Origin of the sequence: Streptomyces sp. NPDC014894 (assembly GCF_043080985.1) — a bacterium.
Classification (GTDB): Bacteria; Actinomycetota; Actinomycetes; order Streptomycetales; family Streptomycetaceae; genus Streptomyces.
This window is the reverse complement of record NZ_JBIBWD010000016.1, coordinates 108,931-133,032: the sequence shown is the minus strand read 5'-3', so window position 1 is coordinate 133,032 and position 24,102 is coordinate 108,931. Positions and strand designations below refer to the sequence as shown.

Annotated in this window: 23 protein-coding genes; 11 read left to right on the top strand and 12 right to left on the bottom strand. The window is 71.3% G+C overall.

The annotated features are described in order from the left end of the window. Nucleotides 1–5: 5 nt before the first annotated feature. Nucleotides 6–1,445 (bottom strand): FAD-dependent oxidoreductase, encoded by a 1,440-nt coding sequence (locus ACF089_RS30395; protein WP_392033503.1) that lies wholly within the window; start codon nt 1,443–1,445, stop codon nt 6–8. A 5-nt stretch (nt 1,446–1,450) separates the two neighbouring features. Then, the gene (locus ACF089_RS30390; RefSeq protein ID WP_392033501.1) at nt 1,451–2,905 is read right to left on the bottom strand and encodes an FGGY family carbohydrate kinase; all 1,455 of its coding nucleotides are present in this window, start codon (nt 2,903–2,905) and stop codon (nt 1,451–1,453) included. 336 nt (nt 2,906–3,241) lie between these two features. On the opposite strand from ACF089_RS30390, the gene ACF089_RS30385 reads away from it, so the two are divergent. The 3 genes from ACF089_RS30385 to ACF089_RS30375 all read left to right on the top strand — a co-directional run bounded on the left by ACF089_RS30385 (nt 3,242) and on the right by ACF089_RS30375 (nt 6,333). After that, entirely contained in the window at nt 3,242–4,237 is a 996-nt protein-coding gene (locus ACF089_RS30385) for a hypothetical protein (protein ID WP_392033542.1), read from the top strand. A gap of 124 nt (nt 4,238–4,361) precedes the next feature. Next, entirely contained in the window at nt 4,362–5,891 is a 1,530-nt protein-coding gene (locus ACF089_RS30380; protein ID WP_392033498.1) for an amino acid permease, read from the top strand. Between the two features lie 223 nt (nt 5,892–6,114). Then, nucleotides 6,115–6,333 (top strand): hypothetical protein, encoded by a 219-nt coding sequence (locus tag ACF089_RS30375; RefSeq protein ID WP_392033495.1) that lies wholly within the window; start codon nt 6,115–6,117, stop codon nt 6,331–6,333. On the opposite strand, the gene ACF089_RS30370 is transcribed toward ACF089_RS30375, so the two are convergent. From ACF089_RS30370 to ACF089_RS30360, 3 genes are all read right to left on the bottom strand, one after another. Further along, complete coding sequence (locus tag ACF089_RS30370) at nt 6,326–6,745, bottom strand: DoxX family protein (RefSeq protein ID WP_392033492.1); 420 nt, start codon at nt 6,743–6,745, stop codon at nt 6,326–6,328. The two genes, ACF089_RS30375 and ACF089_RS30370, sit on opposite strands and share 8 nt — an antisense overlap. Nucleotides 6,746–6,951: 206 nt before the next feature. After that, complete coding sequence (locus ACF089_RS30365) at nt 6,952–7,128, bottom strand: CsbD family protein (RefSeq protein ID WP_392033489.1); 177 nt, start codon at nt 7,126–7,128, stop codon at nt 6,952–6,954. Between the two features lie 114 nt (nt 7,129–7,242). After that, complete coding sequence (locus ACF089_RS30360; protein WP_392033486.1) at nt 7,243–7,749, bottom strand: hypothetical protein; 507 nt, start codon at nt 7,747–7,749, stop codon at nt 7,243–7,245. Between the two features lie 165 nt (nt 7,750–7,914). On the opposite strand from ACF089_RS30360, the gene ACF089_RS30355 reads away from it, so the two are divergent. Further along, the gene (locus tag ACF089_RS30355) at nt 7,915–8,208 is read left to right on the top strand and encodes a hypothetical protein (protein ID WP_392033483.1); all 294 of its coding nucleotides are present in this window, start codon (nt 7,915–7,917) and stop codon (nt 8,206–8,208) included. A gap of 270 nt (nt 8,209–8,478) precedes the next feature. Beyond that, a complete protein-coding gene (locus tag ACF089_RS30350; RefSeq protein ID WP_392033480.1) occupies nt 8,479–9,603 on the top strand; it encodes a hypothetical protein in 1,125 nt (374 codons plus the stop codon). Here the strand turns inward: ACF089_RS30350 and ACF089_RS30345 are convergent. Together ACF089_RS30345 and ACF089_RS30340 are read right to left on the bottom strand one after the other, a co-directional pair. After that, the gene (locus ACF089_RS30345; RefSeq protein WP_392033478.1) at nt 9,554–10,324 is read right to left on the bottom strand and encodes a GNAT family N-acetyltransferase; all 771 of its coding nucleotides are present in this window, start codon (nt 10,322–10,324) and stop codon (nt 9,554–9,556) included. The two genes, ACF089_RS30350 and ACF089_RS30345, sit on opposite strands and share 50 nt — an antisense overlap. 20 nt (nt 10,325–10,344) lie before the next feature. After that, nucleotides 10,345–11,190: a class I SAM-dependent methyltransferase gene (locus tag ACF089_RS30340; RefSeq protein WP_392033475.1), complete on the bottom strand. Its 846-nt coding sequence runs from the start codon at nt 11,188–11,190 to the stop codon at nt 10,345–10,347. Between the two features lie 203 nt (nt 11,191–11,393). On the opposite strand from ACF089_RS30340, the gene ACF089_RS30335 reads away from it, so the two are divergent. After that, a complete protein-coding gene (locus ACF089_RS30335) occupies nt 11,394–12,860 on the top strand; it encodes a N,N-dimethylformamidase beta subunit family domain-containing protein (RefSeq protein WP_392033472.1) in 1,467 nt (488 codons plus the stop codon). On the opposite strand, the gene ACF089_RS30330 is transcribed toward ACF089_RS30335, so the two are convergent. Together ACF089_RS30330 and ACF089_RS30325 are read right to left on the bottom strand one after the other, a co-directional pair. Further along, on the bottom strand, nt 12,844–13,575 hold the full coding sequence (locus ACF089_RS30330) for an HAD family hydrolase (RefSeq protein ID WP_392033469.1): 732 nt from the start codon (nt 13,573–13,575) through the stop codon (nt 12,844–12,846). The genes ACF089_RS30335 and ACF089_RS30330 overlap by 17 nt on opposite strands. Before the next feature lie 6 nt (nt 13,576–13,581). Then, complete coding sequence (locus tag ACF089_RS30325; RefSeq protein WP_392033467.1) at nt 13,582–14,745, bottom strand: serine/threonine protein kinase; 1,164 nt, start codon at nt 14,743–14,745, stop codon at nt 13,582–13,584. Between the two features lie 302 nt (nt 14,746–15,047). Between ACF089_RS30325 and ACF089_RS30320 the strand changes: the two genes are divergently transcribed. The 4 genes from ACF089_RS30320 to ACF089_RS30305 all read left to right on the top strand — a co-directional run bounded on the left by ACF089_RS30320 (nt 15,048) and on the right by ACF089_RS30305 (nt 19,491). Further along, entirely contained in the window at nt 15,048–16,340 is a 1,293-nt protein-coding gene (locus ACF089_RS30320) for an extracellular solute-binding protein (RefSeq protein ID WP_392033464.1), read from the top strand. A gap of 84 nt (nt 16,341–16,424) precedes the next feature. Beyond that, nucleotides 16,425–17,402 carry a carbohydrate ABC transporter permease gene (locus tag ACF089_RS30315; RefSeq protein ID WP_392033461.1) on the top strand — a complete coding sequence of 326 codons (978 nt, stop codon included), beginning with the start codon at nt 16,425–16,427 and terminating at the stop codon, nt 17,400–17,402. Between the two features lie 2 nt (nt 17,403–17,404). Continuing rightward, nucleotides 17,405–18,250: a carbohydrate ABC transporter permease gene (locus ACF089_RS30310; protein WP_392033539.1), complete on the top strand. Its 846-nt coding sequence runs from the start codon at nt 17,405–17,407 to the stop codon at nt 18,248–18,250. Nucleotides 18,251–18,393: 143 nt separating this feature from the next. Continuing rightward, entirely contained in the window at nt 18,394–19,491 is a 1,098-nt protein-coding gene (locus ACF089_RS30305) for a radical SAM protein (RefSeq protein WP_392033458.1), read from the top strand. Here the strand turns inward: ACF089_RS30305 and ACF089_RS30300 are convergent. From ACF089_RS30300 to ACF089_RS30290, 3 genes are read right to left on the bottom strand one after another with little or no spacing between them, the layout of a single operon-like run. Further along, the gene (locus ACF089_RS30300) at nt 19,488–20,468 is read right to left on the bottom strand and encodes a galactokinase (RefSeq protein ID WP_392033456.1); all 981 of its coding nucleotides are present in this window, start codon (nt 20,466–20,468) and stop codon (nt 19,488–19,490) included. The two genes, ACF089_RS30305 and ACF089_RS30300, sit on opposite strands and share 4 nt — an antisense overlap. Next, the gene (locus ACF089_RS30295) at nt 20,465–20,959 is read right to left on the bottom strand and encodes an NUDIX domain-containing protein (protein WP_392033453.1); all 495 of its coding nucleotides are present in this window, start codon (nt 20,957–20,959) and stop codon (nt 20,465–20,467) included. The genes ACF089_RS30300 and ACF089_RS30295 overlap by 4 nt, the downstream gene beginning before the upstream one ends. A gap of 56 nt (nt 20,960–21,015) precedes the next feature. After that, nucleotides 21,016–22,083 (bottom strand): NAD-dependent epimerase/dehydratase family protein, encoded by a 1,068-nt coding sequence (locus ACF089_RS30290; protein ID WP_392033450.1) that lies wholly within the window; start codon nt 22,081–22,083, stop codon nt 21,016–21,018. Between the two features lie 195 nt (nt 22,084–22,278). Between ACF089_RS30290 and ACF089_RS30285 the strand changes: the two genes are divergently transcribed. Then, complete coding sequence (locus ACF089_RS30285) at nt 22,279–24,060, top strand: hypothetical protein (protein WP_392033447.1); 1,782 nt, start codon at nt 22,279–22,281, stop codon at nt 24,058–24,060. Nucleotides 24,061–24,102 lie beyond the last annotated feature (42 nt).

The window sequence follows — 24,102 nt, the reverse complement described above, 5'->3', positions numbered from 1 at the left end:
GGTGGTCATCGGGCGGCGGTCCCGGGCGGCGGCGGGGCGGCCGGTTCGGGGAGTCCGGCCTCCAGGAGGGCGTCGACGGCCGGTCCGCAGTAGAAGCCCTGGCAGCGGCCGCCCCGGGCGCGGGTGCGGCGGCGCAGTCCGTCCACGGTGCGCGGGGGGACGGTGGCGGCGAGGGCGTCGCGGATCTCGCCGAGGGTGACGCGTTCGCAGTGGCAGACGAGGGTGCCGTAGGCGGGGTCGGCCGCGATGAGTTCGGGTCGCTGGTAGGGGCGGGGGAACGCCTCGCCGAGGTTGGGCATGCGCGGCGGTTCCAGCTCGTGGGCGGGGCCGGGGGTGAGGCCGGCCTCCGGGAGGAGGGCGACGACATGGGCGGCGATCGCCATGGAGGCGGTCAGCCCGGTGGAGCGGATGCCGCCGACGGTGAGGCAGCGGCGGGCGGGGTGGGCGCGGATGCGGTAGTCGTCGTGTTCGGTGGCGGCGCGCAGTCCGGCGTAGACGGTGGTGATCTCCTCGTCGGCGAGTTCGGGGAGGATGCGTCCGCCCTCGCGCAGGAGGTGTTCCGTTCCCTCGGCGGTGGAGTCGGTCGCGCTCTTGTCGTCCAGGTCCTCGGCGGTGGGGCCGAGGAGGACGTTGCCGTAGACGGTCGGGGAGACGAGGACGCCCTTGCCGAGCCGGGTCGGCACCGGGAGGAGGATGTGGCGGACGAGGTCGCGGGCGAGTTTGTCGAAGACGATGAGCTGGCCGCGCCGGGGGGTGACGGTGAAGTCGTCGAGGCCGAGCTGGCGGTCGAGTTCGTCGGCGTGGAGCCCGGCGGCGTTGATGAGGAAGCGGGTGCGCAGAACGCCCCGGCCGGTGGTGAGTTCGTGGTGGTCGCCGTGGTCGGTGAGCTGTTCGACACGGCAGTTGAGGTGGAGGGCGACGCCGCCGCGTACGGCCTGGGTGGCGTAGGCGAGGGTGGTGGTCCAGGGGCAGATGATGCTCTCGCCGGGGACGTCGAGCGCGCCGAGCGCGCCGGGGCCGAGGCGGGGTTCGCGCCGGTAGAGGTCGTCGGGGCCGATGATCCGGGCGTGGTGGTAGTCGTTGCGTTCGGCCTTGGCGGCGAGGGCGGGCAGCGCGGCGAGCTGTTCCTCGTCCCAGGCGACGAGGAGCGCGCCGACGGGCTCGACGGGGATGCCGGTCTCGGCGGCGTACGCGGCGAGTCGGCGCTGTCCTTCGCGTACCAGCCGGGATTCGAGTGAGCCGGGGACGGCGTCGAAGCCGGTGTGCAGGATGGCGGTGTTGGCCTTGGAGGTGCCGTCGCCGACGTCGTCGCGGGCGTCGACGAGCGCGGTGCGCAGCCGGTGGCGGGCGAGTTCGCGGGCGATGGCGGATCCGACGACTCCGGCGCCGACGACGACGATGTCGTAGGGGGCTTCGGGGAGCGGGCCGGTGGTGGTGACTCTCACGCGGCTCAAGGTACCCGGGGGTCTGCGGGCGTCCGCGCGAGGAGGGCGGCGACCTCGGTGCGGAAGCGTTCGAGGCGTTCGGCAGCCTCGTCGGCGCCGATGGCGGGCTCGTAGACGGCGGCGGGCCGCCAGTGCGGGAGGGCCTGTTCGGCGGTGAGGCCGGGTTCGAGGCCGAGGCGGGCGAGGGCACCTGCGCCGAGGGCGGTGACGTCGGGGATCGCGGAGACCTCGACGGGGATCTGGAGGAGGTCGGCCTGGTTCTGCATGAGCAGGGCGGAGCGGGTGAGTCCGCCGTCGACGCGCAGGGTCGTGAGGGGGCGGCCGAGGTCGGCGGCGGCGGCCCGGGCCACTTCGGCGACCTGGGCGGCGATGCCTTCGCACAGGGCGCGCACCAGATGGCCGGGGCCGGTGTCGAGGCCGAGTCCGGTGAGGGAGCCCCGGACGTCGCCGCGCCACCAGGGGGCGGCGAGTCCGGCGAGGGCGGGGACGAAGGAGACGGAGCCGCTGTCGGGGACGGTGGATCCGATCCGGTCGAGGTCGGCGGCGCCGGAGACGACGCCGAGTTCGGTGAGCCAGCGGACGGCGGAGGCGACGGTGTAGACCTGTCCGTCGAGGCAGTAGCTGGTGCGTCCGCCGAGCCGCCAGGCGACGCAGCCGACGAGTCCGTTGGCGCTGCGGCGGGGGGTGGTTCCGGTCTGGGCGAGGAGGAACGCGCCGGTGCCGTAGGTGCATTTGGCGGCGCCGGGTTCGGTGACGCTCTGGGCGAGGAGGGCGGCCTGCTGGTCGACGATGAGGCCGGTCAGCGGGACGGGGTCGCCGAAGGCGGTGGTGAGGCCGACGGGGCCGGCGGTGTCGACGATCTCGGGGAGGCGTTCGTCCGCGAGGCCGTAGAGGTCGAGGGCCCGGGGCGACCAGTCGGTGGTGTCGAGGTCGAGGAGCTGGGTGCGTCCGGCGGTGGCGGCGTCGGTGACATGGGCGCCGGTGAGCCGGTGGACGAGCCAGGAGTCGCTGGTGGTGACCATTCCCTCGCGGGTGCGTTCGCGGCGTATCCACGCCATCTTGGGGGCGGCGAAGTACGGGTCGAGGGGCAGTCCGGTGAGGCGGGCGAGTTCGTCGGCGTGCGGGGCGAGTTCGGCGCAGACGGTCTCGGCGCGGCGGTCCTGCCAGACGAGGGCGTCGGTGAGGGGTTCGCCGGTGGCGGGGTTCCAGGCGAGGACGGTCTCGCCCTGGTTGGCGAGTCCGACGGCGGCGACGGGCTCGCCGGCCTCGGCGAGGGCCTGGCGTCCGGCGTCGACGACGGAGGCGAGGAGGGTCTCGGGGTCGACCTCGACGCTTCCGCCGGGGCCGTGGCGGGGGGCGACGGGCGCGGTCCCGGCGCCGATGACTCCGCGTTCGGGGCAGATGACCAGGGCTTTGGTGCCGGAGGTGCCCTGGTCGACGGCGAGTACGGCACGGGACATCGGGCAGCACGCTCATTTCGGATGGTTTTCCGCCCGGTCTTGAGCGGAAGTGCCGGAATCTTGTTGTCCGTTGACGACATGACAGAGTGGATCAGCCGTCGTTTGCCGTCAAGAGACGGGCAAATGCCCCAGCGGATGTGTCCGGCGTTCCACGATGTGACCGATCTTCGTCAACTTCTTGTCGTAATCGATTGGTTGAGTAAGATCGGCGCGCATACGCGGAGTGGATCTGATCTCCACACCGGGTCAACCCCCCCAGCCGTCCCTATGAGGACTCATGACGACCTTTTCCCGACATCCACGTCGATGCAGAACGACGGGGGCGGCGGCGGACTGATGTCCCAGGACCAGTTCCGTCCGGTGTACCACCCGGCGGGCCACGACAACGAACTGCGCACCGCCATGCAGGATTTACGGACCGGCCGCTGGCTGTCGATGCGGAATCTGCTGCACTCCACCGCGAGCTGGGGACTGTGGACCCAGCGCACCCAGGTGCTCGCCGCCGTCGCGGCGGGCTCCGACGCGGTCCAGGCGTGGCGCGCCGAGGAGCCGGGCTCGCTGGCCGCGAACGTCATGCAGTGCCGGGTGTCGGTGGAACGGGCGCTGCGGGCCCACCGGGAGAACCACCAGCGGACCCAGGAGCTGTGGCACGAGGCCTGGGAGGCGTGCCGGATCGCCGCCCACCAGGGCCCCGACGACCCGGTGCCGTGGGTGTGCCTGCTGGCGCTGGCCCAGCTGGACGAGAAGCAGCGGCTGGACGAGCACCGGCAGGTGCCGCCCGGTCCGATGCTGTTCCCCGGCCCCTGGGGGCTGCTCGCGGAGGCGCACAAGAGGGACCCGTACAACCGCGAGGCGTACCACCGGATGCTCCAGTTCGTGTACGCGCGCAGGTCCGGCGGCCATCTGTCGGAGGCGGTGAACTTCGTCCAGTGGGCGGCGTCGGCCGCGCCGGCGGGTTCGGCGCTGCTGGCGCTTCCGCTCCATGTCCGGGTGGAGCGCTACCGGCGGGACCGCGGGCACGAGCGGGCGCTCGATCTGCACTGGGTGACGGAGGACGCCACCCGGGAGGCCGTGATCGCCCTGGAGGGCTGGTTCGACCATGTCGACCCCGCCGAGGCCTCGCTGCTCGACCTCAACCACCTGGCCCACGCGCTGTGGGGCTCGGGCCGGTTCGCGGAGGCGGCCCGGGTCTTCGAGTCGCTGGGTCCGTACTTCACCGCGCCGCCCTGGCTGTACCGCTCACAGAACCCCGGCGACCCGGCCCTGGCCGAGGAGGTCTTCCTCCGCGCCCGGAGCCGGTGCATCGCCGCCGCACGCGGCGGCGGCCACTGACCGACCGCACCCCCCGGTGCGCTCGGCGACGGCCGCCGCCCCGGCACGGATCCCCGTTCCGTGCCGTGTCACCCCCCACCGAATGTTCAGTGCGAGCACCTTTTCCCCCGGAGGTTGATTCATCATGTCCATCCCCTCACCCAGATGGTCGGGTGCTGACCCCAAGTCCCCCGTCGACGAGGAGGAGCGGCTGCGGGAACTCGGCTATCAGCCCGTTCTCGCCCGTCGCATGGGAGGCTTCGGCAACTTCGCCATCAGCTTCTCGGTCATCTCGGTCCTCTCGGGATGTATGACGCTGTACGGCTTCGGCATGAACACCGGCGGGCCCGCGGTGATGATGTGGGGCTGGCTGGGCGTCGGCCTGTTCGTGCTCTGCGTCGGCATGGCCCTCGCCGAGGTGACCAGCGCCTACCCGACCTCCGGCGCGCTGTACTACATGGCGGACCGGCTGGGCGGCCGCAAGTGGGGCTGGTACACCGGCTGGCTGAATCTGCTGGGACTGCTCGGCGCGATCGCGGGCATCGACTACGGCGCGGCCCTGTTCACCGGCGCGTTCCTGCACCTCCAGTGGGGCTTCGACCCGACTCCCGGCTCCACCATGATCATCTTCATGATCATTCTGCTGCTGCACGCCACCCTGAACCTCTTCGGCGTGAAGCTGGTCAGCGTGCTGAACTCCATCAGCGTGTGGTGGCACATCGGCGGCGTCACGCTCATCGTCGGCGTGCTGGCCGTCGTCCCCAAGAACCACCAGTCCCCCGAGTACGTCTTCACCGAGTTCGTGAACGGCACCGGGTGGGAGAATCCCCTCTATGTGGCGGCGGTCGGTCTGCTGCTCGCCCAGTACACCTTCTCCGGCTACGACGCCTCGGCCCATCTCTCGGAGGAGACCTCCAACGCCTCCGTCACCGCGGCCAAGGGCATCGTCCGCGCCATCTGGGTCTCCTGGATCGCCGGATTCGCGCTGCTCGCCGGGCTGACCTTCGCCATCCAGGACTACGCGGGCGCGCTCAACTCCAAGACCGAGGTGCCTCCCGCCCAGATCATGGTCGACGCGCTGGGCACGGGCGGCGCGTCCGCGCTGCTGCTGATCGTGATCGTGGCCCAGCTCTTCTGCGGCAACGCCGAGGTCGCGGCGGCCAGCCGGATGGTCTTCGCCTTCAGCCGTGACAACGCGCTCCCCGGCTCCTCGCTGTGGCGCAGGGTCAGCAGCCGCACCCAGACCCCGGTCCCCGCCGTGTGGCTGTCGGTCGGCTTCGCCTGCCTGCTCGCGCTCCCCTCGCTGTACTCCTCGACCGCCTACGGCGCGGTGACCGCCATCAATGTCATCGGCATCACCCCGGCGTACGCGATCCCGATCTATCTGAAGCTGCGGGCCGGCGACCGCTTCGAGCCGGGCCCGTGGAACCTGGGCAAGTGGAGCAGGCCGATCGGCTGGATCGCGGTGGTCTGGGTGGCCGTGGTGACCGTGCTGTTCCTGCTGCCGCAGTCCAACCCGGTGACCGTGGACACCATGAACTACGCCTCCGTGGCCCTGGTCGCGGTGCTGACCCTGGCCACCGTCTGGTGGTTCGTGGCGCGCCGCTCGTACGGCACGCCGCAGGCGTACGGCTCGGCCCGCGAGCAGGCCCAGCTCTCGGACCAGATCGTCTGACGCCGAAGGACACCGGAAACGGCGGGGCCCGTCCGGCGGACGGGCCCCGCCGCCGTGTCCGGGGGCCGGGAAGGCGACGGGCGGGTGGTCGGCCGGTCGGTCGGTCGGCTGGTCAAGGCACCGGGAGGGCGCGCGGTCAAGGGGCCGGGAGGGCGGCCAGGGGCCGTTGTCAGTGGCGGAGGGGATGCTTGACGCATCGACAGACCCTTGAGGAGGAAACGAGATGAGCGAACCGGAGATCGCGGCCGCGAGGGCGTACGTACGGCTGCTCAGGACCGTCCGCGCCACGCTCTCGGAGAGCCGTGGGGCCCCGCCGCCGCTGCCGCTGCTGGCCGCGCCGATCGCCGAGGCCGACCGCGCCCTGGACGCCCTGGGCATGGCGGGGAACGAGGAGGAGTTCTTCCGGCTGGTGGCGCGGGCGCAGCCCGGGCCGGTCAGCTGATGCGGAAGAGCGGGCCGGTGAGCGTGAGCCCCAGATCGTGTCCCGTGTACGAGAAGAACGCGAGCAGCATCAGGGCCGCGCCGCCCAGCGCCACCGCCTTGAGGAAGTTGAGCGTCTCGGTCTGACGGACCTGCGGATCGCTCTCCTTCCAGAACTGGTGCATCAGCAGCGCCGTCGCGAACAGGAAGACGGCGAGGAGCAGCGCGCCGAGGTCCGCCCAGACGCCGAGGAGCACGCTCACGGCGCCGACCAGCATCAGCACTCCGCTGCCCGCGGTGGCGGCGGAGGCCGCGGGGACGCCGCGGGAGCGGGCGTAGCCGGCGAGCGCCTGCGTCTGGGTGAGATGGCCGACGGCCGAGTACAAGAAGAGCAGGACGAACAGGATGCGCCCTATGAGGACCAGGACGTCCATGGTGACCTCCCGAACAGGCAGTTGAACAGCCAACTGCCCCGTCCAGGTTACGCCGGTTCGCCCCGGTCCGCCCGCCGTGCCGTGGGGCGCGGCGGCGGGCCGTGCCCCCGGAAGGTGCGCTCCGGGGGCACGGCGTCCGCGGGGGCCGACCGCGTCCTCCGGGTCGCCCGGGGGCGGTCCGGAGGCGCGCGGTCGGGAGGCGGGCTCTAGCGGTCGCCGGGCTTCCTCACCCGGTCGGCGGCGTCGTGCACGGCTTCCTGCGCCTTGCCGGTGACCTGTTCGCCGCGCCCTTCCGCCTGGAGGCCCCGGTCGCCGGCGGCCTTGCCGGTCGCCTCCTTGAGCTTGCCCTTGACCTGCTTGGCCTTCGCCTTCGCCTTGCCCATGGCTCTGTCCCTTTCTGGATGGTCGTCCGGGGCGGGGCCGCTGCGGCCCTGTCACGCCCGGTTTTCAGACAACCACAGACCGCGACGGTCGGCGCGGGCACGGACGGCGTGCGCTCACCGGGCCCCGGGCGTGTACAGCCGGCGTTCCCAGGGCGACAGCTCCGCGTACTCCGTCGCAGGGCGCGCGGCCGAGTGGACCGAGTCGCCCACCGGGATCTCCAGGAGCTGGTCCCGCAGGACCAGCAGGGTGCGCCGGTCGGTGATCCGGCCCCGGCCCGAGAGCGCCGCGGTGAGCAGGGCGGCGGCGTCGGTCGAGGCCACCGGCTCCAGGGTCCAGTCGTCCAGCAGCAGCTGGACCGTCTCCCCGTCCGGGGCCCAGGAGCCCAGGCCGATGTAGACGTCGGAGCCGAGGACGTCCCCGGCCCAGTCGGCGAACCAGGCCCGCTCCCCCTGGGGCCGCCGGTCGAAGACCGGCGGCCCGTCGGCGCCCAGGGCCGCGAGGGCCGCCTCCACCCGTGCCACCACCGGGATCTGCGGCACGTGCGGGACCGCCGAGACCCCTGGCGCCTCCGCTGAGTCCGTCATCGCCGTCTCCCCGTCCCCCACCCGTTCATCGCTCATCTCCGCACGGTACCGGGAGCCCGGAAGCGGAACCCGCGGCCGGTGCGGGCATATGCCAAGTTCCAGGAGCGGACCCGCCCCGGGATCGGCCCGCCTCCGGCTGGGTATACGTCGAAGGCGCGGGCGACTTCCTGTGTCGGCCCGCCCCGCCGGAGAGGTGCCAGGGTGAAGCGGAACGGTCGGTACGCGGTCGTCGGCGCGGCAGCGGCGATTCTGGGGCTGGAAGTGACGGCCGTCCATCTCTTCCTCGACACCGGGACCGCCGTCCGGCTCTGGGCCGACGCGGCGATCGCCCTCGCCGTCGGCGGCTGCGCGGCGCTCGCCCTGCTCCACCGCGGCGACCCCGCCGCCGGACGCGGCCGTCCGGCCGAGGCGGTGCGACAGCGCCGGGCCCTGCGCCTCCGCACGGACCGCGAGGCCAGGGCGCGTGCCTGCGGGCGGCCGTACGGCCGCCCCTGACCGATCCCCGACCGGTGCTCGGCGGCCCCCGAGCCGTCGCCCCCGTACGGTCCCCGACGGATCCCCGAGCAGCCTGTGAGCCGTCGCCCCCGACCGGCCGGCGCCGGTGCCGCGCCCGGTCGGGCGAACCGCTGCCCGCGGGCAGCTGAATCGAGTCAGCGATCGGCCCTTTCCGGTCGTAGTCCCTTCCCGCCCGGCGGCTCCCGCCCGGGCAGCGGCCATGATCGACACGAAAGTCTCCACTGGTCATTGGCTGAAGGAGTGCCCTCGATGCCCACCGCACGCGTCAGTTCGGCCGTGATGACCCACCCGGTGCGCCGGGCCCAGGCAGAGGAGCTGTGCGCACGACTGGGTCTGGGCGGCCTCGCGCTGGACCCCGCCCCCGACGACTCCCCCTCCGCGCTGCGCACGGCCCTGGTCGCCTGGTCCCGGGTCGCCGAGGGCGCGACCCACCAGCTGATGATCCAGGACGATGTGGACGCTCCCGCGGATCTGCTGGACCTGGTGGCGCACTGCGCCGACCGGTTCCCCGGGGAGGCACTCGCCTTCTACACCAACTGGCACGCGCGCAACGGCGCGGCCGCCCGGCTCGCCGCGCTGGCGGGGGCCGGCTGGGTGCGCGCCGTGCCCGAGGAGTTCGCCCCGACCCTGGCCATCACCCTCCCGGTCGCCATGGCCGCCGACTTCCGCCGCTACGCGCTGGAGAGCGGCGAGCGCCACGACGACGAGGTGATGGCGGCCTTCCTGCGGCGGGACGGCCGGCGCAGCGCCCTGCTGGCGGTGCCGACCGTCACCGAGCACATGGGCACCAGCAGCATCAACGGCCATGCGGCGCAGGGGGTGCGCCGCGCCGTCTGCCCGGCCGGCGCCGAGGACGCCCGTCCGGCGCTGTACGAGGGCTGGGTGCTGGAGGAGCTGGACTGGCTGCCGTACATGCGGTACGGGGAGGGCTTCGTCCGGCTGCCGGGCCAGGACGCGACGCCCCGCGCCCGCGACCACTTCGGCTGGCGCGAGGCGCTGCCGCACACGGGGCTGACGGAGGAGCTGATCGAGGACGCGATGCGCGCCGGGCGGCCCGGGCCGGCCGCCCGCGAGGTGGGCGACCTCTACGGGGAGTCCTTCGCGGACGAGTTCTGGATCCACTGTCTGATGCTGGGCCGGCAGGCGAGGGAGGCGGCCCTGCGGTGCGCTCCCCCGGGCGCGACACAGGCCGGGACGCCGGCCGGTGAGCGGCTGCGGGCGGCGGCGGTCTCCACCGTCGGCATAGCCGGGCTGCCGCCGGAGCGCCGGCCGGACGTGGGCCAGGCGCACACGGAGCTGCTCTCCGCGTACGCCTGGACCGCCATCAGGTGCGGGGAGTCGCTTCCGGAGCGGGATCCCGCAGATCGAAGGTGATCCACACACCGGGCTCCCAGTAGGAGGCCCGGTCGTTCTCCCGGTCGACGCGCAGGGTGCTCAGCCCCTCGGGGAAGACGTAGTCGCCGTCCTCCGGGAAGGCCATCCCCGTCCAGGTCTCCCACTCGGCGACCGTGCCGGTGATCCGTGAGGACTCGGCGACGCTGGCGGTGACCCTTCCGCCGAGCCGCACCTGGGCGCGGATCCACGGGTCGAAGGGCTCACCGTCGGCGCGGAGCCAGGAGGCGTAGCGCTCGATGGGGACGAGCGGGTAGCGGTGCTTCCATATGGGCCGGACCGGCACGATCAGATGGGGCAGTCCGTCCGCGCGGGCCATGTCCTTCATCTGGGTGAGCAGCGCCTTGGACAGGCTCCGGCCCTGGTGGGCGGGGGCGACCTCGACGCCGAGCGCGACCAGCGCGGTGGGCTTGGTCCCGGCGTCGTGGGCGAGAAAGGCGGCGGTGATCGATTCGTCGAGCCCGGCGCCGAGATCCTCCGGGGTGCCGTCCCAGACCCTCGGCAGCGAACGGCCCGCGCCCAGGATGTCGTCGCTCTCCTCGTCGTAGAGCACGAACTGGTGGTCGCTGAACTCGTCGAAGAGACGGTTCCAGTGGGTCTCGTTGATGTCCCCGTGCAGATTGTATTCGGGGACGACTCCGGCGAACACCTCGGGGATCCTGTCCCAAAGCTCCGGACGTTCGGAATGCAGAACGATTCTCATGGTTCCTTCTTTCTTTTCCCTCACGCCTTGACGGCTTCCCAAACGATCACAATGGGAATTCCGTTCCAGGCCGCTCGTGCCGCGTCCGCGATGAACTCCTCATACCCTCCCGGGGCGAGCCGGCCATTGAACACCGGCTCGACACAGGCGCGTACGGTCAGACCGGCGGACGCGAATGCCTCCAGATAGTGGCTGGGCAGATGGACGTAATTGCGCACAAAGGCCAGCCGGTCGTCGCCCTCCACGAAGAGGCACTGGCCCTGGAGCGTGATGACGAAGGGGTGCATGTCGGAGACGATGACCCGGCCGCCGGGGCGGACCACGCGCGCCAGTTCGGCGATCCCGGCGGGGAGGTCGGAGAGATGGGTGAGGGCCAGGGTGCACAGGGCGAGGTCGACGGACTCGTCCGCCACCGGCAGGCTCTCCAGCCGGCCCTGGCGGAACTCGGCCTCCGGCGCCTTGCGCGCGGCGTGCTCCAGCATTTCGGGCGACTGGTCCACGCCGATGGTGCGGTAGCCGCGCGCGGTCAGGGCGGCGGTCTGCCGCCCGGTGCCGCAGGCGGCGTCGAGCGCGGTGCCGACCGGGCCCTGGTCGAGAAGCCCGTGGACCACCGGCTCCTCGACCTCGATGTAGGAGCTGGGCAGGGAGTCGTACACGGTCGACCAGGCGGCGTACCCGGCGGAGGCGTCCAGCTCGCTCACCGCGGATCCGCCGTCCGGCAGCTCTTCGGCGCCGTCGCCCGCGAATTTCCTTATCTCCGCGAGCCGTTCCTTCAAGAACGTCTCGTCCGCGTCCATGGCCGTACGGAGCAGGGCCAGCCCCTCGATACCGAGCACCAGTTCCCGCACGCGAAATTCATTACTCATCGAGATCCTCTCAGAGAGCGATTCAAGCTGTTCAGCCGCGCTACCCAGGCCCATGCAACAGCATTCCTCCGCCGTATTACTTGGCCTGAATCAACCGAGGAACGTCCGATCTTCCCCGATTGGTTGTTGTAGGGGAAATCATCTTTTAGCATCGGGCCCGACACGGATCGCTCGAAATGAGCGGAAGGGCACTGGGAGGGCATATGATCGAAGGCTATGTGAACCGCGAAAGCGTGACGGCCGGTGAGGTTCTCACACTCCATGTGTCGACGGACGCCGACGAGTTCCGGGTGCGTTTCTACCGGCTGGGCGAGAAGCTGACCCTCCTGGCGGAGTCCGAGCCGTTCCGGGGGGAGTTCAAGGCCCCGCCGCCGCATCCGGACGGGGTCGCCGGGCACGCCTCGCCCGCGGTGGCCTGGGACTTCCCGGCGTACGCCTTCACCACGCCCGAGGAGTGGACGCCGGGCATCTATCTCGCCCATCTGATCGAGGGCGACGAGAGACGGGCCCGGTCGGTCCCGCTGCTGGACGACTCCGGAATCGAGGGGTTCGCCCGGGAGTTCTTCGTCGTCAGACCGCGTGTTCCGGGGCTGCGGGGGCGGATCCTCTACAAGAAGTCGACGTACACCCGGCACGCCTACAACCAGTCGAACAACGAGGAGCTGACCCGGGGCTGCAATCTCTACGAGAACCCGGTCTACCAGGACGGCTCCGACGGCGAGCCGCGGGGGCACCGGCTGAGTCTGCACCGGCCGGGCGGGGTCATCGATCTGGCGTACTGGGACGCTCCCTTCATCGCCTGGCTGGAGCGGTGCGGCTACGGGGTCGAGTACTGCACCGACCTCGATCTCCACGAGGACCCGGAGCTGCTCGCGCCCTACGATCTGCTGCTGAGCGTCGGGCACGACGAGTACTGGAGCCGGGCGATGCGCGACCATGTGGACGCCCATGTGCGCTCGGGCGGGAATGTGGCGTACTTCAGCGCCAACACCTGCTGGTGGCGGGTGCACCCGGTCGACGGGAACACCGCGTTCGTCTCGGACACCGACCACCGGGTGGGCGACGACTATCCGCATCTGCCGGCGACCGATCTGTGGTGGCCCCGGCCGCCGGAGGGCGCCGGGGACCCCGAGAACGCGCTGACCGGGATGAGCTTCCGCAACGGCGGCATGTGGCCCGGCGACTGGCCGGGCGACCGGCCGCGCGCGGGGTACACCGTGCAACACGCCGACCACTGGGTCTTCGAGGGAACGGGGCTGCGGGACGGCTCGGACGGCGGCGAGCCGGACGCGCTCGGCGCGGGCACCCCGCTGATCGGGTACGAGTGCGACGGCGCGGCCTTCGCGTACGACGAGCACGGTGTGGCGCGGGCGACCGGGGCGGACGGCACTCCCGACTCCTTCCGGATTCTCGGGATCTATGTCCTGGACCCGGTGAACGAGAGCTTCCACGATCTCGAGTGGGGTCACTGGAACTGCCCCGAGCGGGAGCCGGGACAGTCCGGCCCCCGCGCGGCGACGATGGGCGTGCACACGGCGGGCGGCACGGTGTTCGCCGCCGGCACCACCGACTGGCCGGTGGTGTGCGGCCGGGAGCAGGACGCCGGGGTCGTCCGGGTCACCCGCAATGTGCTGGACCGGCTCTCGCACCGGGCTACAGCAGCCCGGTGAGCGCGTGCAGCCCGTCGATCCGCTCGGCCCGGCCGGGCAGCGGCGGCGCGGCTCCCTGCACGGCCCGGTCGGGCCGCCACAGATGGACCGCGCGCATCCCCTGGGCCAGCGGGCCCAGCACGTCCGGCTCCCACATGTCCCCCACGAAGAGCGCCTGTCCGGGAGCGACGCCGCACTCGTCGAGCACGGCGCGGTAGATCCGGGGGTGCGGTTTGCGCGCCCCGGCCCGGGCGGAGGTCACGGCGACGTCGACGAGATCGCCGATGCCCGCCTCGTCCAGCGCCCGGCCCAGGTCCCAGAACCAGTTGGAGCAGATCGCGACCGTCAGGCCGTGCTCGCGCAGTCGCGCGAGCACGGCCCGGACGTCGGGGAACAGCTCGACCCGCAGCCGCTTGATCGCCCGGTCCAGCTCGGCGGCCAGCTCCTCGGCCTGGTCCCCGGGCACCCCGCAGTCCAGCGCGCGCAGCCGCAGCCGTTCGCGCTCCCAGGCCGTATAGGTCTCCTCGTCCGCGGAGTGGGCGAGATGCTCCTCGCCGTCGCGCGGTCCGGCCGACCACTGGTCCCCCCAGCGCGCGGCGGCCTCGGGCAGCCCCCGGCGCAGGAAGAACGTGTCGTGGCGGGGCGGGAGGGGCGGCACCATACGGACCAGCGTGCCGTAGAAGTCGAAGATCACGGCCTTGACATCGGACGGCCCGCCGGGCCGTAGGGCGCCCATGGTGGATCAGTACCGTCCGTGCCGGCGGGGGAAGTAGTCCTCGCAGTCGCCGTCGCGCTCGATGTCGACGGTCGCGCAGTGCAGTCCGCCGCCGAAGGGGCCCACGGACCGGAACGGCACCGGCACGATCTCGAAGCCGTAGGAGGCGAGCTGCTCGGAGAGCCGCACCTCCTTCTCCTCGATGCAGAGGGTGTTCTGGTCGAGGTTCAGCATGTTCCCCGCGAGCCAGGGGCTGCAGTAGGAGAGCTTGGGCGGGTGGTCCCAGCTGGCGGGCTGCACCGCCTCCACGATCTCCCAGTCGTTGAGCTTGAAGAAGTCCATCAGCTCCTGGTCGGCGAGGCGCTCGCCGCAGTGCAGCACCAGACCGGGGCGCAGCGGCACCCAGGTGGCGTCGATGTGCAGCGGGTGGGTGTTGGTGGAGGTCACCGCGTGGACGCGGTGGTCGGGGTAGTGGCGCTTGAGCCAGTCGTAGCCGCTGCGGTTGGTGACGAAGGAGAGCTGGACGAAGAGGTCCTTGCCGAAGCGGGCGACGTCGGCCGCGTCGAAGAGGGGCTCCTCCTCGGTGAGGACCAGGTCGTAGTCACGGACCTTGGCCAGCTGCACATCGGTGGGCAGCTCGTTGTAGGTGTCCCAGAAGGCGGTGTTGTAGCTGGCGTCGGTGAGGCGCGGCTTGGGCGCGGTCTCCCAGCGCATGCGCTCGTCGGCCTTGAAGAGCTCCTGCAGGATGGGCCGGTAGGCGAGGTACTCGTGCCAGCGGCTGCGGTAGGACATGGTCGCTTCGAGGACCTCGTTGCCCACGGTGAGCAGGATGTCCCGCGGGGGCATGCACCCGGACATGGTCTCCTGCTCCCAGTCCGGGGTGGAGACCTTCTGGTTGAAGTCGACCGGGGTGGGTCTGTCCACCCGTATGCCGCGGCGGCGCAGCATGTCGGCGAAGTCGTCGAGCTGTTCATTGGCCTCGGCGGTCATCTCGGCCGGCATCGGGCCGTAGGTGCCGAGGGGGAACCCGTCGTCCGGGAAGTCGCGCCGGACCGCGGGCTCGGGCGCCTGCACCACGGCCTCGTCGGCCCTGCCGACGATGACATGGCGCAGTGGGTCCCAGCCGTTCCATGAGTTGACCCGGATCGGCCTGGTGGCCGATTCGCCAGTAGTCGTGCCGTGCTTAATCACGTGCCACACCCTTCGATAGGTGACGCGGGAGACACCTGGAGAAAAATGAGGCAGGAGGGGCGTCACCGTCAAGGGCACCCAAGAGGTGCATCATAGTATTTTGCGTCAATTCAGAACGGCTGATCAGCCGCTGTGCGGTGTTCCTCCTGACCTGCACCCCCTTGACCGGGGGGTTATGTGTAGCAAGAACGTTCCATAATTCAGTGATCCATCCTGGCCAAAAAGCGCCCCCTGGGTAGTTTGCCGCTCTTCCCTGGGTAGATAGGAGCCCGGTTCAGCCCGTCCTCGAAAGGTGGAGACCCATGCCCTGGCGCTTACCTCGCTTCACCTCGATTGTCGGGACCGTCGCTCTGGTGGCGACGCTCGCCTCGTGCGGTTCGGGAGGCTCCCCGGACTCCGGCGGACAGCAGGACGAACTGACGGTCTGGCTCACCGAGGACGCCCGGCAGAGCTGGCCCGATCTGGTCGCCTCCACGAACAAACGTTTCGCCGAGCGATATCCCGAGACGGAAGTCAAGGTTCAGTACCAGCAGTGGACCAGCAAGAACCAGAAGATTGACGCGGCCTTCGCGGGCCAGGACGTTCCCGATGTAGTTGAAATGGGAAACAGTGAAACCACCAACTACATCATCAATGGCGCGTTCACGGCGGTGGACAAGGAAGACTACGACCATTCCGGCGAATGGCTCCCGGCGCTGGCCGACGCCTGCGAGTGGGAGGGCAAGACCTACTGTGTGCCCTACTACGCCGGCGCGCGGGTGGGCATCTACCGCACCGATCTGCTCAAGAAGGTCGGCGTCACCGAGGCTCCCCGCAGCTACGAGGAGATGCTCTCGGTTCTGGACAAACTGAAGGAGGAGTTCGGGTCGGCCGACAAGAACTTCTCGGCCTTCTACATGCCCGGACGGTACTGGTACGCCGCCATGGCCTGGGTGAAGGACGCGGGCGGCGAGATGGCGGTGGAGCGCGACGGCCGCTGGCGCGGGGCGCTCTCCTCCCCGAAGTCCGTCGCCGGGCTCACCTCCTGGAAGAAGCTGCTCGACGCCTACTACGTCGGCGACCGCTCCAAGGACAACGCCGACGAGCCGGCCGTGGTCGGCCAGGGCAAGGTCGGCATGTTCTACGGCAACACCTGGGAGGCCGAGGCCGCCACCGACGGCCGGGCCGGCGGCAACCCCGCCCTCCGGGGCAAGTTCGCGACCTTCGCCTTCCCCGGCCCCTCCGGCGAGCTGATGCCGCCCTTCCTCGGCGGCTCACTCCTCGCCGTACCGGTCAAATCGGGGAACCAGCGGCTCGCGAACGAGTGGATCAAGCTCTTCACCGACCACACCTCGCAGCGCCGGCTCATCGACGCCGAGACCCTGCCCAACAACACCGTCCAGCTGCGCGACGTGCCCGCCGACGGCATCAACGGGCCCGCCGCGCGCGCCGCCGAACGCGGCTGGGTCACCCCGCTCGCCCCCGGCTGGGCGGCCGTGGAGAAGTCCAACATCGTCCCCTCCATGCTCCAGTCCATCGCCACCGGCAAGAAGTCCGTGCTCAGGGCCGCCCAGGACGCCGACCGCGAGATCGACGAACTCGTCAACGACAACTGACACCGGCCGAGGGGCCGACGCCTGCGCCCACCCCGCGTGCACGCCGGGCGCGCCGCGAACGACGACGCGAGGAGCTTCGCCCGCATGGTGACCGCAGGTCCGCCACGCCCTACCGGCGTGCCCTCACGCCCGCAGTCCGCCCGCTCCGGACCCGGCCGCCGGGGCCCCTCGGCGGTGCGGCGGACGGTTCCGTACCTCCTCATCGCCCCGACCGTGCTCGCGCTGCTCGCGGTGCTCGGCTATCCGCTGGTCGATCTGGTGACGCTGTCGTTCCAGGACATGACGCGCAGGGAGCTGTTCGCCGGGACCCCGCCGCCGTGGGCGGGTCTGGAGCAGTACCGCACCATCGCCTCCGACTCCTTCTTCTGGGAGGTCGTCGGGCGCACCGCGCTCTTCACGGCGGCCTGCGCCGTGGTGACGATGACGGCCGCGATGCTCGTCGCGCTGCTGATGCGGCGGGTCTCGCCCTGGGTGCGGCTGACGATGGCCGGGGTCCTGGTCACCGTCTGGGCGATGCCGGTGATGGTCGCGGCCTCCGTCTTCCGCTGGCTGGTGGACGCGGACTACGGGGTCGTGAACTGGCTGCTGGGCCGGCTGCCCGGGTTGGACTTCGCCAAGCACAACTGGTTCGAGGATCCCTGGCAGGGATTCGCCGTCATCGTGGCCGTCGTGGTGTGGGGCGCGCTGCCGTTCGCCGCCATCACGCTCCAGGCGGCGCTCACCCAGGTGCCGCAGGAGCTGGAGGAGGCCGCCCGGGTGGACGGCGCCGAGCCCCGCCAGGTCTTCCGCCACATCACCTTCCCCGTCATCAAACCGGCGTTCGTGATGGTGGCGACGCTGACCGCGATCTGGAACTTCGGGGTCTTCAACCAGATCTGGCTGATGCGCACCGGCCAGCCCGAGAAGGAGTACTACCTCCTCGGCGTCTACTCCTTCATCGAGTCGTTCGCCGTCAACCGCTACAGCACCGGGGCGGCCATCGCGGTGATCACCGTGCTGCTGCTGCTCGTCGGCGCCGTCGTCTACGTCCGTCAGCTCGTCAGAATGGGAGAGGCCGAGTGAGGATCGCACCCCGCCGCCGGCGCGGAGCCGGCCGGCGGTCGCGGCGGGCCGACGCGCTGGGGCTGCTGTTCTGCGCCGTCATGGCCTTCCCTGTCTACTGGATGCTGCTGACCGCCTTCCGGCCCGCTTCGGAGATCCGCAGCGATCCGCCGTCCTTCTGGGCCTCGGCCCTGACCCTGGAGCACTTCCGCCGGGCGATCGCGTCCGAGACCTTCTGGTCCAGCGTCCGGGCGAGTGTGCTGATCGGCGCGGGAACCGTGGTGATCTCGCTGCTCATCGGGGTGCTCGCCGCCTACGCCGTGGCGCGGTTCGCCTTCGCCGGGCGCAAGGCCTTCGTCCTGGTGATTCTCTCCGTGCAGATGATCCCGCTGGCCGGTCTGATCATCCCGATCTATCTGCTGCTCAGCGACGCCGGGCTGACCGACAGTCTGACCGGGGTGATCCTGACCTATCTGGTCTTCATGCTGCCCTTCACCGTCTGGCTGCTGCGGGGGTTCATCGCGGCGATCCCGGTGGAGCTGGAGGAGGCCGCGATGGTCGACGGCTGCACCCGGGCGGGCGCGTTCCGGCGGGTGCTGCTGCCGCTGCTCGCCCCGGGCCTCGTCGCCACCTCCATCTACTCCCTGGTCCAGGCGTGGAACGAGTACGTCCTGGCGTATGTCCTGCTGTCCAGCGCCGACAAGCAGACCGTGAGCATCTGGCTGGTCACCTTCCAGACCAGCTTCGGCACCGACTACGGCGCGCTGATGGCGGGAGCCACGCTCACCGCGCTGCCCGTCGTCGTCTTCTTCCTCTTCGTCCAGCGCCGCGTGGCCGCGGGCCTGGCCTCGGGAGCCGTCAAGGGATGACCGCCAGAGGCCCGCCCCGCCGCTGCCGCACCGGCAGCGGAGCGCCCGATGGACAGGGCGCGGGGCACAGCGCACCGCCCCGTCGAAACACCGAGAACACGGGGGCCGTCCGGCCCCGTTCTCTTGACCAGCAGGAGCTCATTTTGACGTTCGACCGTCTTGACCTGGTGTCCAAGCTGTACCAGCCCTCCGGCTGGCCCCGAGTGCTCGAAGCGGCGGAGGGCAAACGTTCCTCCGGGCCGTTGGTGGTGGACCTGGATCCGACGACCTTCTGCGATCTCGCCTGCCCGGAGTGCATCAGCGGAAAGCTGCTGAACCAGGGGCGGTTCACTCCCGAACGACTGGCCGAGCTCGCCGAAGAGCTCATAGAGATGAACGTGCGGGGTGTGGTGCTCATCGGCGGCGGGGAGCCGCTGGCCCACCGCGGCACCCGCAATGTGCTGCGTGTCCTCGGCGAGGCCGGCGTCGCCCTCGGCGTGGTCACCAACGGCACCATGATCCAGCAGAACCTGGACGAACTGGCCGAGTACGCGTCGTGGGTGCGCGTCTCGATGGACGCCGGGACCAGTGAGACGTACGGCGTGTTCAGACCTGACCGCAAGGGCCGCAGCGTCTTCGACAAGGTTGTCGGGAACATGCGAATGCTGGCCGAGGTGAAGAAGGGGGCGCTCGGCTACTCGTTCCTGGTGATGACTCGCCGGAAGCGGGACGGGACCATGGTGAGCAATCACCACGAGGTGCTGGAGGCGGCGCGGCTGGCGCGTGACATCGGCTGCGACTACTTCGAGACGAAGGCGATGTTCGACGACGGCCACCATGTGATCCAGGTGGCCGAGGAGATCCTGAAGTCCGTCGACGACCAGCTGGCCGAGGCCGAACAGTGGGCGGACGGCTCGTTCGAGATCATCAATTCCTCCACCCTGACCTCACTGCGCAAGCGGGTGGGGGCGGTGCAGCCGAAGGAGTACCACCACTGCAAGGTGGCGGAGCTGCGGACGCTCATCACCCCGTCCGGGGTCTATGTCTGCTCCTACCACCGGGGCAATTCACAGGCGAAGATAGGCGACGCGGTCACCGAGCGGCTGCCGGACATCTGGCAGAACTCGGACCGCGGGGTGATCGATCCGAGCCGGGACTGCCTCTTCCACTGCGCGCGTCACCGCTCCAACCTCGAAATGGACAAGATCGCGGCCGAAGCGGTGACGCCCGAGCTGGGCAGTGACTACGACCCCTTCATCTAGACCGGGGTCCTGCCGTCCGTCTCCCGGGCGGCCAGTCCGACCGCCGCCCGGGCGGGTATCACCCGGGCGGCGGGGTGGACGGCGTCCAGGGCCGGCCGCAGCGCGGCGGCCGTCTCCGCCAGATCCTCGGTACGGCAGATCCCGACCAGGGCTCCGCCTCCGCCGGCCCCGCTGAGCTTCAGCCGGAGGCCGGCGGAGCGGAGTGCGGCCTTCCGCAGCTCCTCCAGCAGCGGGGTGGACATCCCCTGGCGGTCGCGCATGGCGGCGTGGGCGCGGTCCATCGCGGCGGTGAGCCCGTCGAGGTCGCCCGTGCCCATCGCCTCCCAGACCTCGGCCGACGCTTGGTCCGCCTCCTTGAGATAGAGCGAGAGCGCGGGATCGCCGTCGGCGAGCTGGGCCCGCACCACACGGATGTGGTCGCTGGTGTCCTTGCGGGTCGCCGAGTCCACGACGACCACGGCCCACTGACGGGGGAACTCGTGGCGCGCCAGAATGCCGGGCAGCCCGACGGGCCTGCCCTCCAGCAGCAGCGCACCGCCCTCGACGACGGCCAGATGGTCCATCCCGCCGCCGTTGAAGTGGGCGAACTCGAATTCGTAGGCCCACTGGGCGAGCGTGCCGAGGCCGATGCCCGGCGCCGCGGCGCCGGTGTACGCCCGGAACAGCCCCACGATCAGGGCGGTCGAGGACGACAGTCCGCTCGCCGAGGGCGCGTCGCTGCGGATCGTGACGGCGGGCGGTTCGGGTCCGAGGCCGGTGATCCGGCCGCGCAGAAACTCCCACACCTGGTCCGGCCAGCCCCCCGTCCCGGCCGCGCGGGCGGCCGGGACGGGAGCGGCCGGTACGGCGGCGGCCGTCACGGTGGTGGTCAGGTCCAGGGCGAGGCTGACGGATCTGCCGCCCAGCCAGTCCAGGTCCTCACCGGACAGACAGGCCCGGCAGGGCACCGCCGCGCGTATCGGATCGAGGTCGTTCACCGTGCCTGGAACCTTCCCGTGGAGTCGAACTCCCGAAGCATCTCCAGCACCACGGCGGTCGGCGGATGCAGCGGGGCCGGAGCGTCGTCCGGGTCGCGGAACTCGGCCCGGACCACCTCGCCGGGGTCCGGGGCGAGCGTCCCGGACCAGGTCCGGGCCAGGAAGCAGAGGGCGAAGCAGTGGGTCACATCGCCGTTGGGGTAGGTGAGCGTGTGGACGTCCGGGTCCGAGAGGGAGCCGAACGGGACCAGATCCTCGCGCCCGACCCGCAGCCCCGTCTCCTCCTGGAGTTCGCGGACGGCGGTGCCGGCGAAGTCGCTGCCCTCCTCGCAGGCGCCCGCCGGGATCTCCCAGACGCCGTTGTCGGCGCGCTGCTGGAAGAGGATCCGTCCCGCGCCGTCCCGGAGCAGGATCTGCGCGCCGGGGACGAGCAGCGGTCTGCTGCCCACCGACTGGCGCAGCGTCCAGATGTAGGACCCGGTGTGACTCACCAGCGTGCGGCCTTCCTCGGCGCCCGGCCGGGGCCCGGCCGTCTGTGCCAAAGGTGTCACGCGGCCGGCTCCGTCAGCCAGTTCGGCACCGCCTCCGGCGTGGCGGTCAGCCAGCGCACATAGCGCTCGACCCCGTCGCGGACGGTGATGCCGGGCCGCCAGCGCATCAGCTCGTGGAGCCGGTCGGTCGCCGCGTAGCCGCCGAGCGGGTCGTCGGCGGGGCGGGGGGTGATGATGAACTCGGAGCCGGGGAAGTGCGGGGCGATCAGCTCGCCCACCTCGCGGACCGAGGTCGGCACGCCGGTGCCGACGTTGACGGTCTCGCCGACCACCCCGTCCTCGACCAGCGCGAGCGCGGTGGCCGCCGCGATGTCGTCGACATGGACGAGGTCGCGCACCTGGACGCCGCCGCCGTTGAGGCGCATCGGCAGACCGAGCCGGGCGTGCATGGCGAGCCAGGCCACCATCCAGGAGTGGCTGCCCGGCTTCGGCACCTGCGGGTCGCCGTAGACGGAGAAGTACCGCAGGATCGAGTACTCGGTCCCGGTGCCGCCGAGCATCAGCCGGGTCTGGTGCTCGGCCCAGAGCTTGGAGTTCGCGTATACGGACAAGGGGTGCACCGGCTGGTCCTCGGCGAAGACCTGGGCGCCCTCGGCGGGGGCGACGCCATTGCCGTACACCGCGGCGGAGGAGATGAGAACGAGACGCCGCACATCGGCGGCGGCCGTTTCCTCCAGGACGACCTCCGTTCCCTCGATATTCGCCCGGAAGGCGATATCCGGACGCCGGGTGCAGGCGGCGACATCGGCGAAAGCAGCGGCATGGACGACATAATCGGCATCGCGCAGAACGTCCCGTACCCGTTCCCGGTCGCGGATGTCGCCGACGACCAGCCGGGTGGCAATCTTCTGAGCACCGAACAGCTCATGCGTGGAATCCGGATAGGCGTCCATCCGGTCCAGCACGGTGACTTCCGCGTCGGCCCCGCGCAACAGGGCGGTGAGTCTGCTTCCCACCAGCCCGGCTCCGCCGGTCACCACCACTTTGCTGCCTCGGAGCTTCTCCAGTCGGGAAGCCACGGATTCGATGGCGTCGGCGCCTTCGGCATCGGTCTTCACGGTCATGCGGACTCCTCTATTGGTGATACGCATGTGGTTCGCGTGCTGCCAGCATGACGATCTTCGTCGGCTGAAACCAGGGTGCCTTTTCAGAACCCCGCAGCCTTCGAAAGCCCCACCCCACTGTCCGAAATTAATAGGCGAAGGACATCAAGGATGCGGAATTCAACAGTCCATCAGGAACCGGAGCGCGGAGGATCAGTGGCGCGATATCGCATCAGCGGCGCGGTGATGACCCACCCCAAGCGCCTGCCCGCGGCGCGGAGACTGGCCGAGTCGGCTCCCCCCGGCGCCCTGAGGGTCGTCATGGACCCTGATCCGGCCGGGCGGCCGTCGGTGCTGCGGACGGCGCTGGCCGCCTGGTCGTCCGTCGAGGAGGGCGCCACGCACCAGCTCGTCGTCCAGGACGACATGATCCTGTCCGACTCCTTCTTCGAACGGGCCCGCGCGGCGGTGGAGGAGATGCCGGACGCGGCGCTCGCCCTCTTCGCCCTGTGGGATTCGCGCAACGGCGCGGCCGTGCGTCTGGGCGCGATGGCAGGAGCCCGTTGGGTCGGCGCGGTCAACGAGTACTTCCCCTGTGTCGCCATCATCCTGCCGCGCCGCGTGGCCGCCGGCTTCGTCGCGTACGGCAGACAGCGTCTCGACGCCTGGCCCGACGACATCCTGATGTACCAGTATCTGCGGGCCAACCGGATCCCGGGCTATGTCTCGGTGCCCAGCTTCGCCGAGCACGAGGACCACGGCAGCATCTCCGGCAACGCCTTCCGGGGACCGCGCCGTTCGGTCTGCTTCCTGCCCGGCGACCGCCCGGGGAACGAGGGCGCGCGGCTGGAGGGCCTGCGGGTCGTCCCCTTCTTCAAGCACGGGGTCGCGCAGTGCACGGTACGCGTGGACGGACCGGGTCCGGAGCGCTGGCTCCATCTGGAGTGCGAGGACTATCTGGAGGGCTCCGGCATACGCGTCGACAGCCTTAAATCGGCCAACCTCGGGTTGACCGAAGCAGCCGATCCGGAGGCGGTTCGGGGCACCTGGCTGACCGCTTTCACCATGGGATTCGTCCATCGACGGGAAGGACGGGGCACCGACCTTTCCCAGACACCCGCCCTCGCCGAGTCGCTCGCCACCATCGGCCCCGGCGGAGTGAGCCACACGCAGGGCGAGGAACGGATCGCCGAGATCCGCGAAGGGCTGGCGAAGATCGCCCGGGCGGGCGTCGAAGCGGGTCTGGAGGCGGGCGGCCGGCCGGCCGCCGCGCGAACGCCGCGCCGGAGCACGGCCCGTGACATCGGACTGATCGGCGGGGCGACCCCGCTCGGCGAACAGGTGGGCCGGGGGCTCGCCGACCGGGGCCACCGGGTCGCCGCCGCCCCCTCGGCGGGCCAAGCGCCCGTCGGACTCGACGCGCTGATCGATCTGCGCCCGCTCACGGCGGAGCACGGCGACGGCCTGGGGCCCCGGGCCGTGGTGCGCCTCCTCGACCGCGCCGGCGGCACGGTCCGCACCACGTCCGTGCTGCACACCGGCGATCTGTACGGTCCCGGCTGCTCGGCCGGCCCGCCGATCGGGCGCATGGTGTGGAGCGCGCTCCGCAGCCATCCGGTGATCGTGACGGACCCGCCGGGCGGGGCGCTGCGGCCGCTGCACACCGCCGATCTGATCGGGGCGCTCGCGGCGGTGCTCGGGACCCCGCCGCCGTCGGGCCCCCTCTTCCTGCCGGACCCGGAGCCGATCGGCAGGGCCGAGATGGCCGAGCGGGTGCGGTCCGCGGTCCGTCCGGTCCCGGTGGAGACCGTCCCCGCGCCGTCCGGGCCGTCCGCGCCGCCCCGGCCGGACGCGGGCCCGTCGGCCCCGTCGGCCCCGGAGCCCGTCATGGACCCGGTCCGGCCGTCCGGGTGGAAGCCCGCCGTGGACCTCCACCACGGGCTCCACACCTACGCGCAGTGGCTGGCGTACGAGGGCATCCGGTACGAGTCCGAGTGATCCCCCGTCGGCGAGCGCCCCGCTGAGGCGGGGTGGGGACGA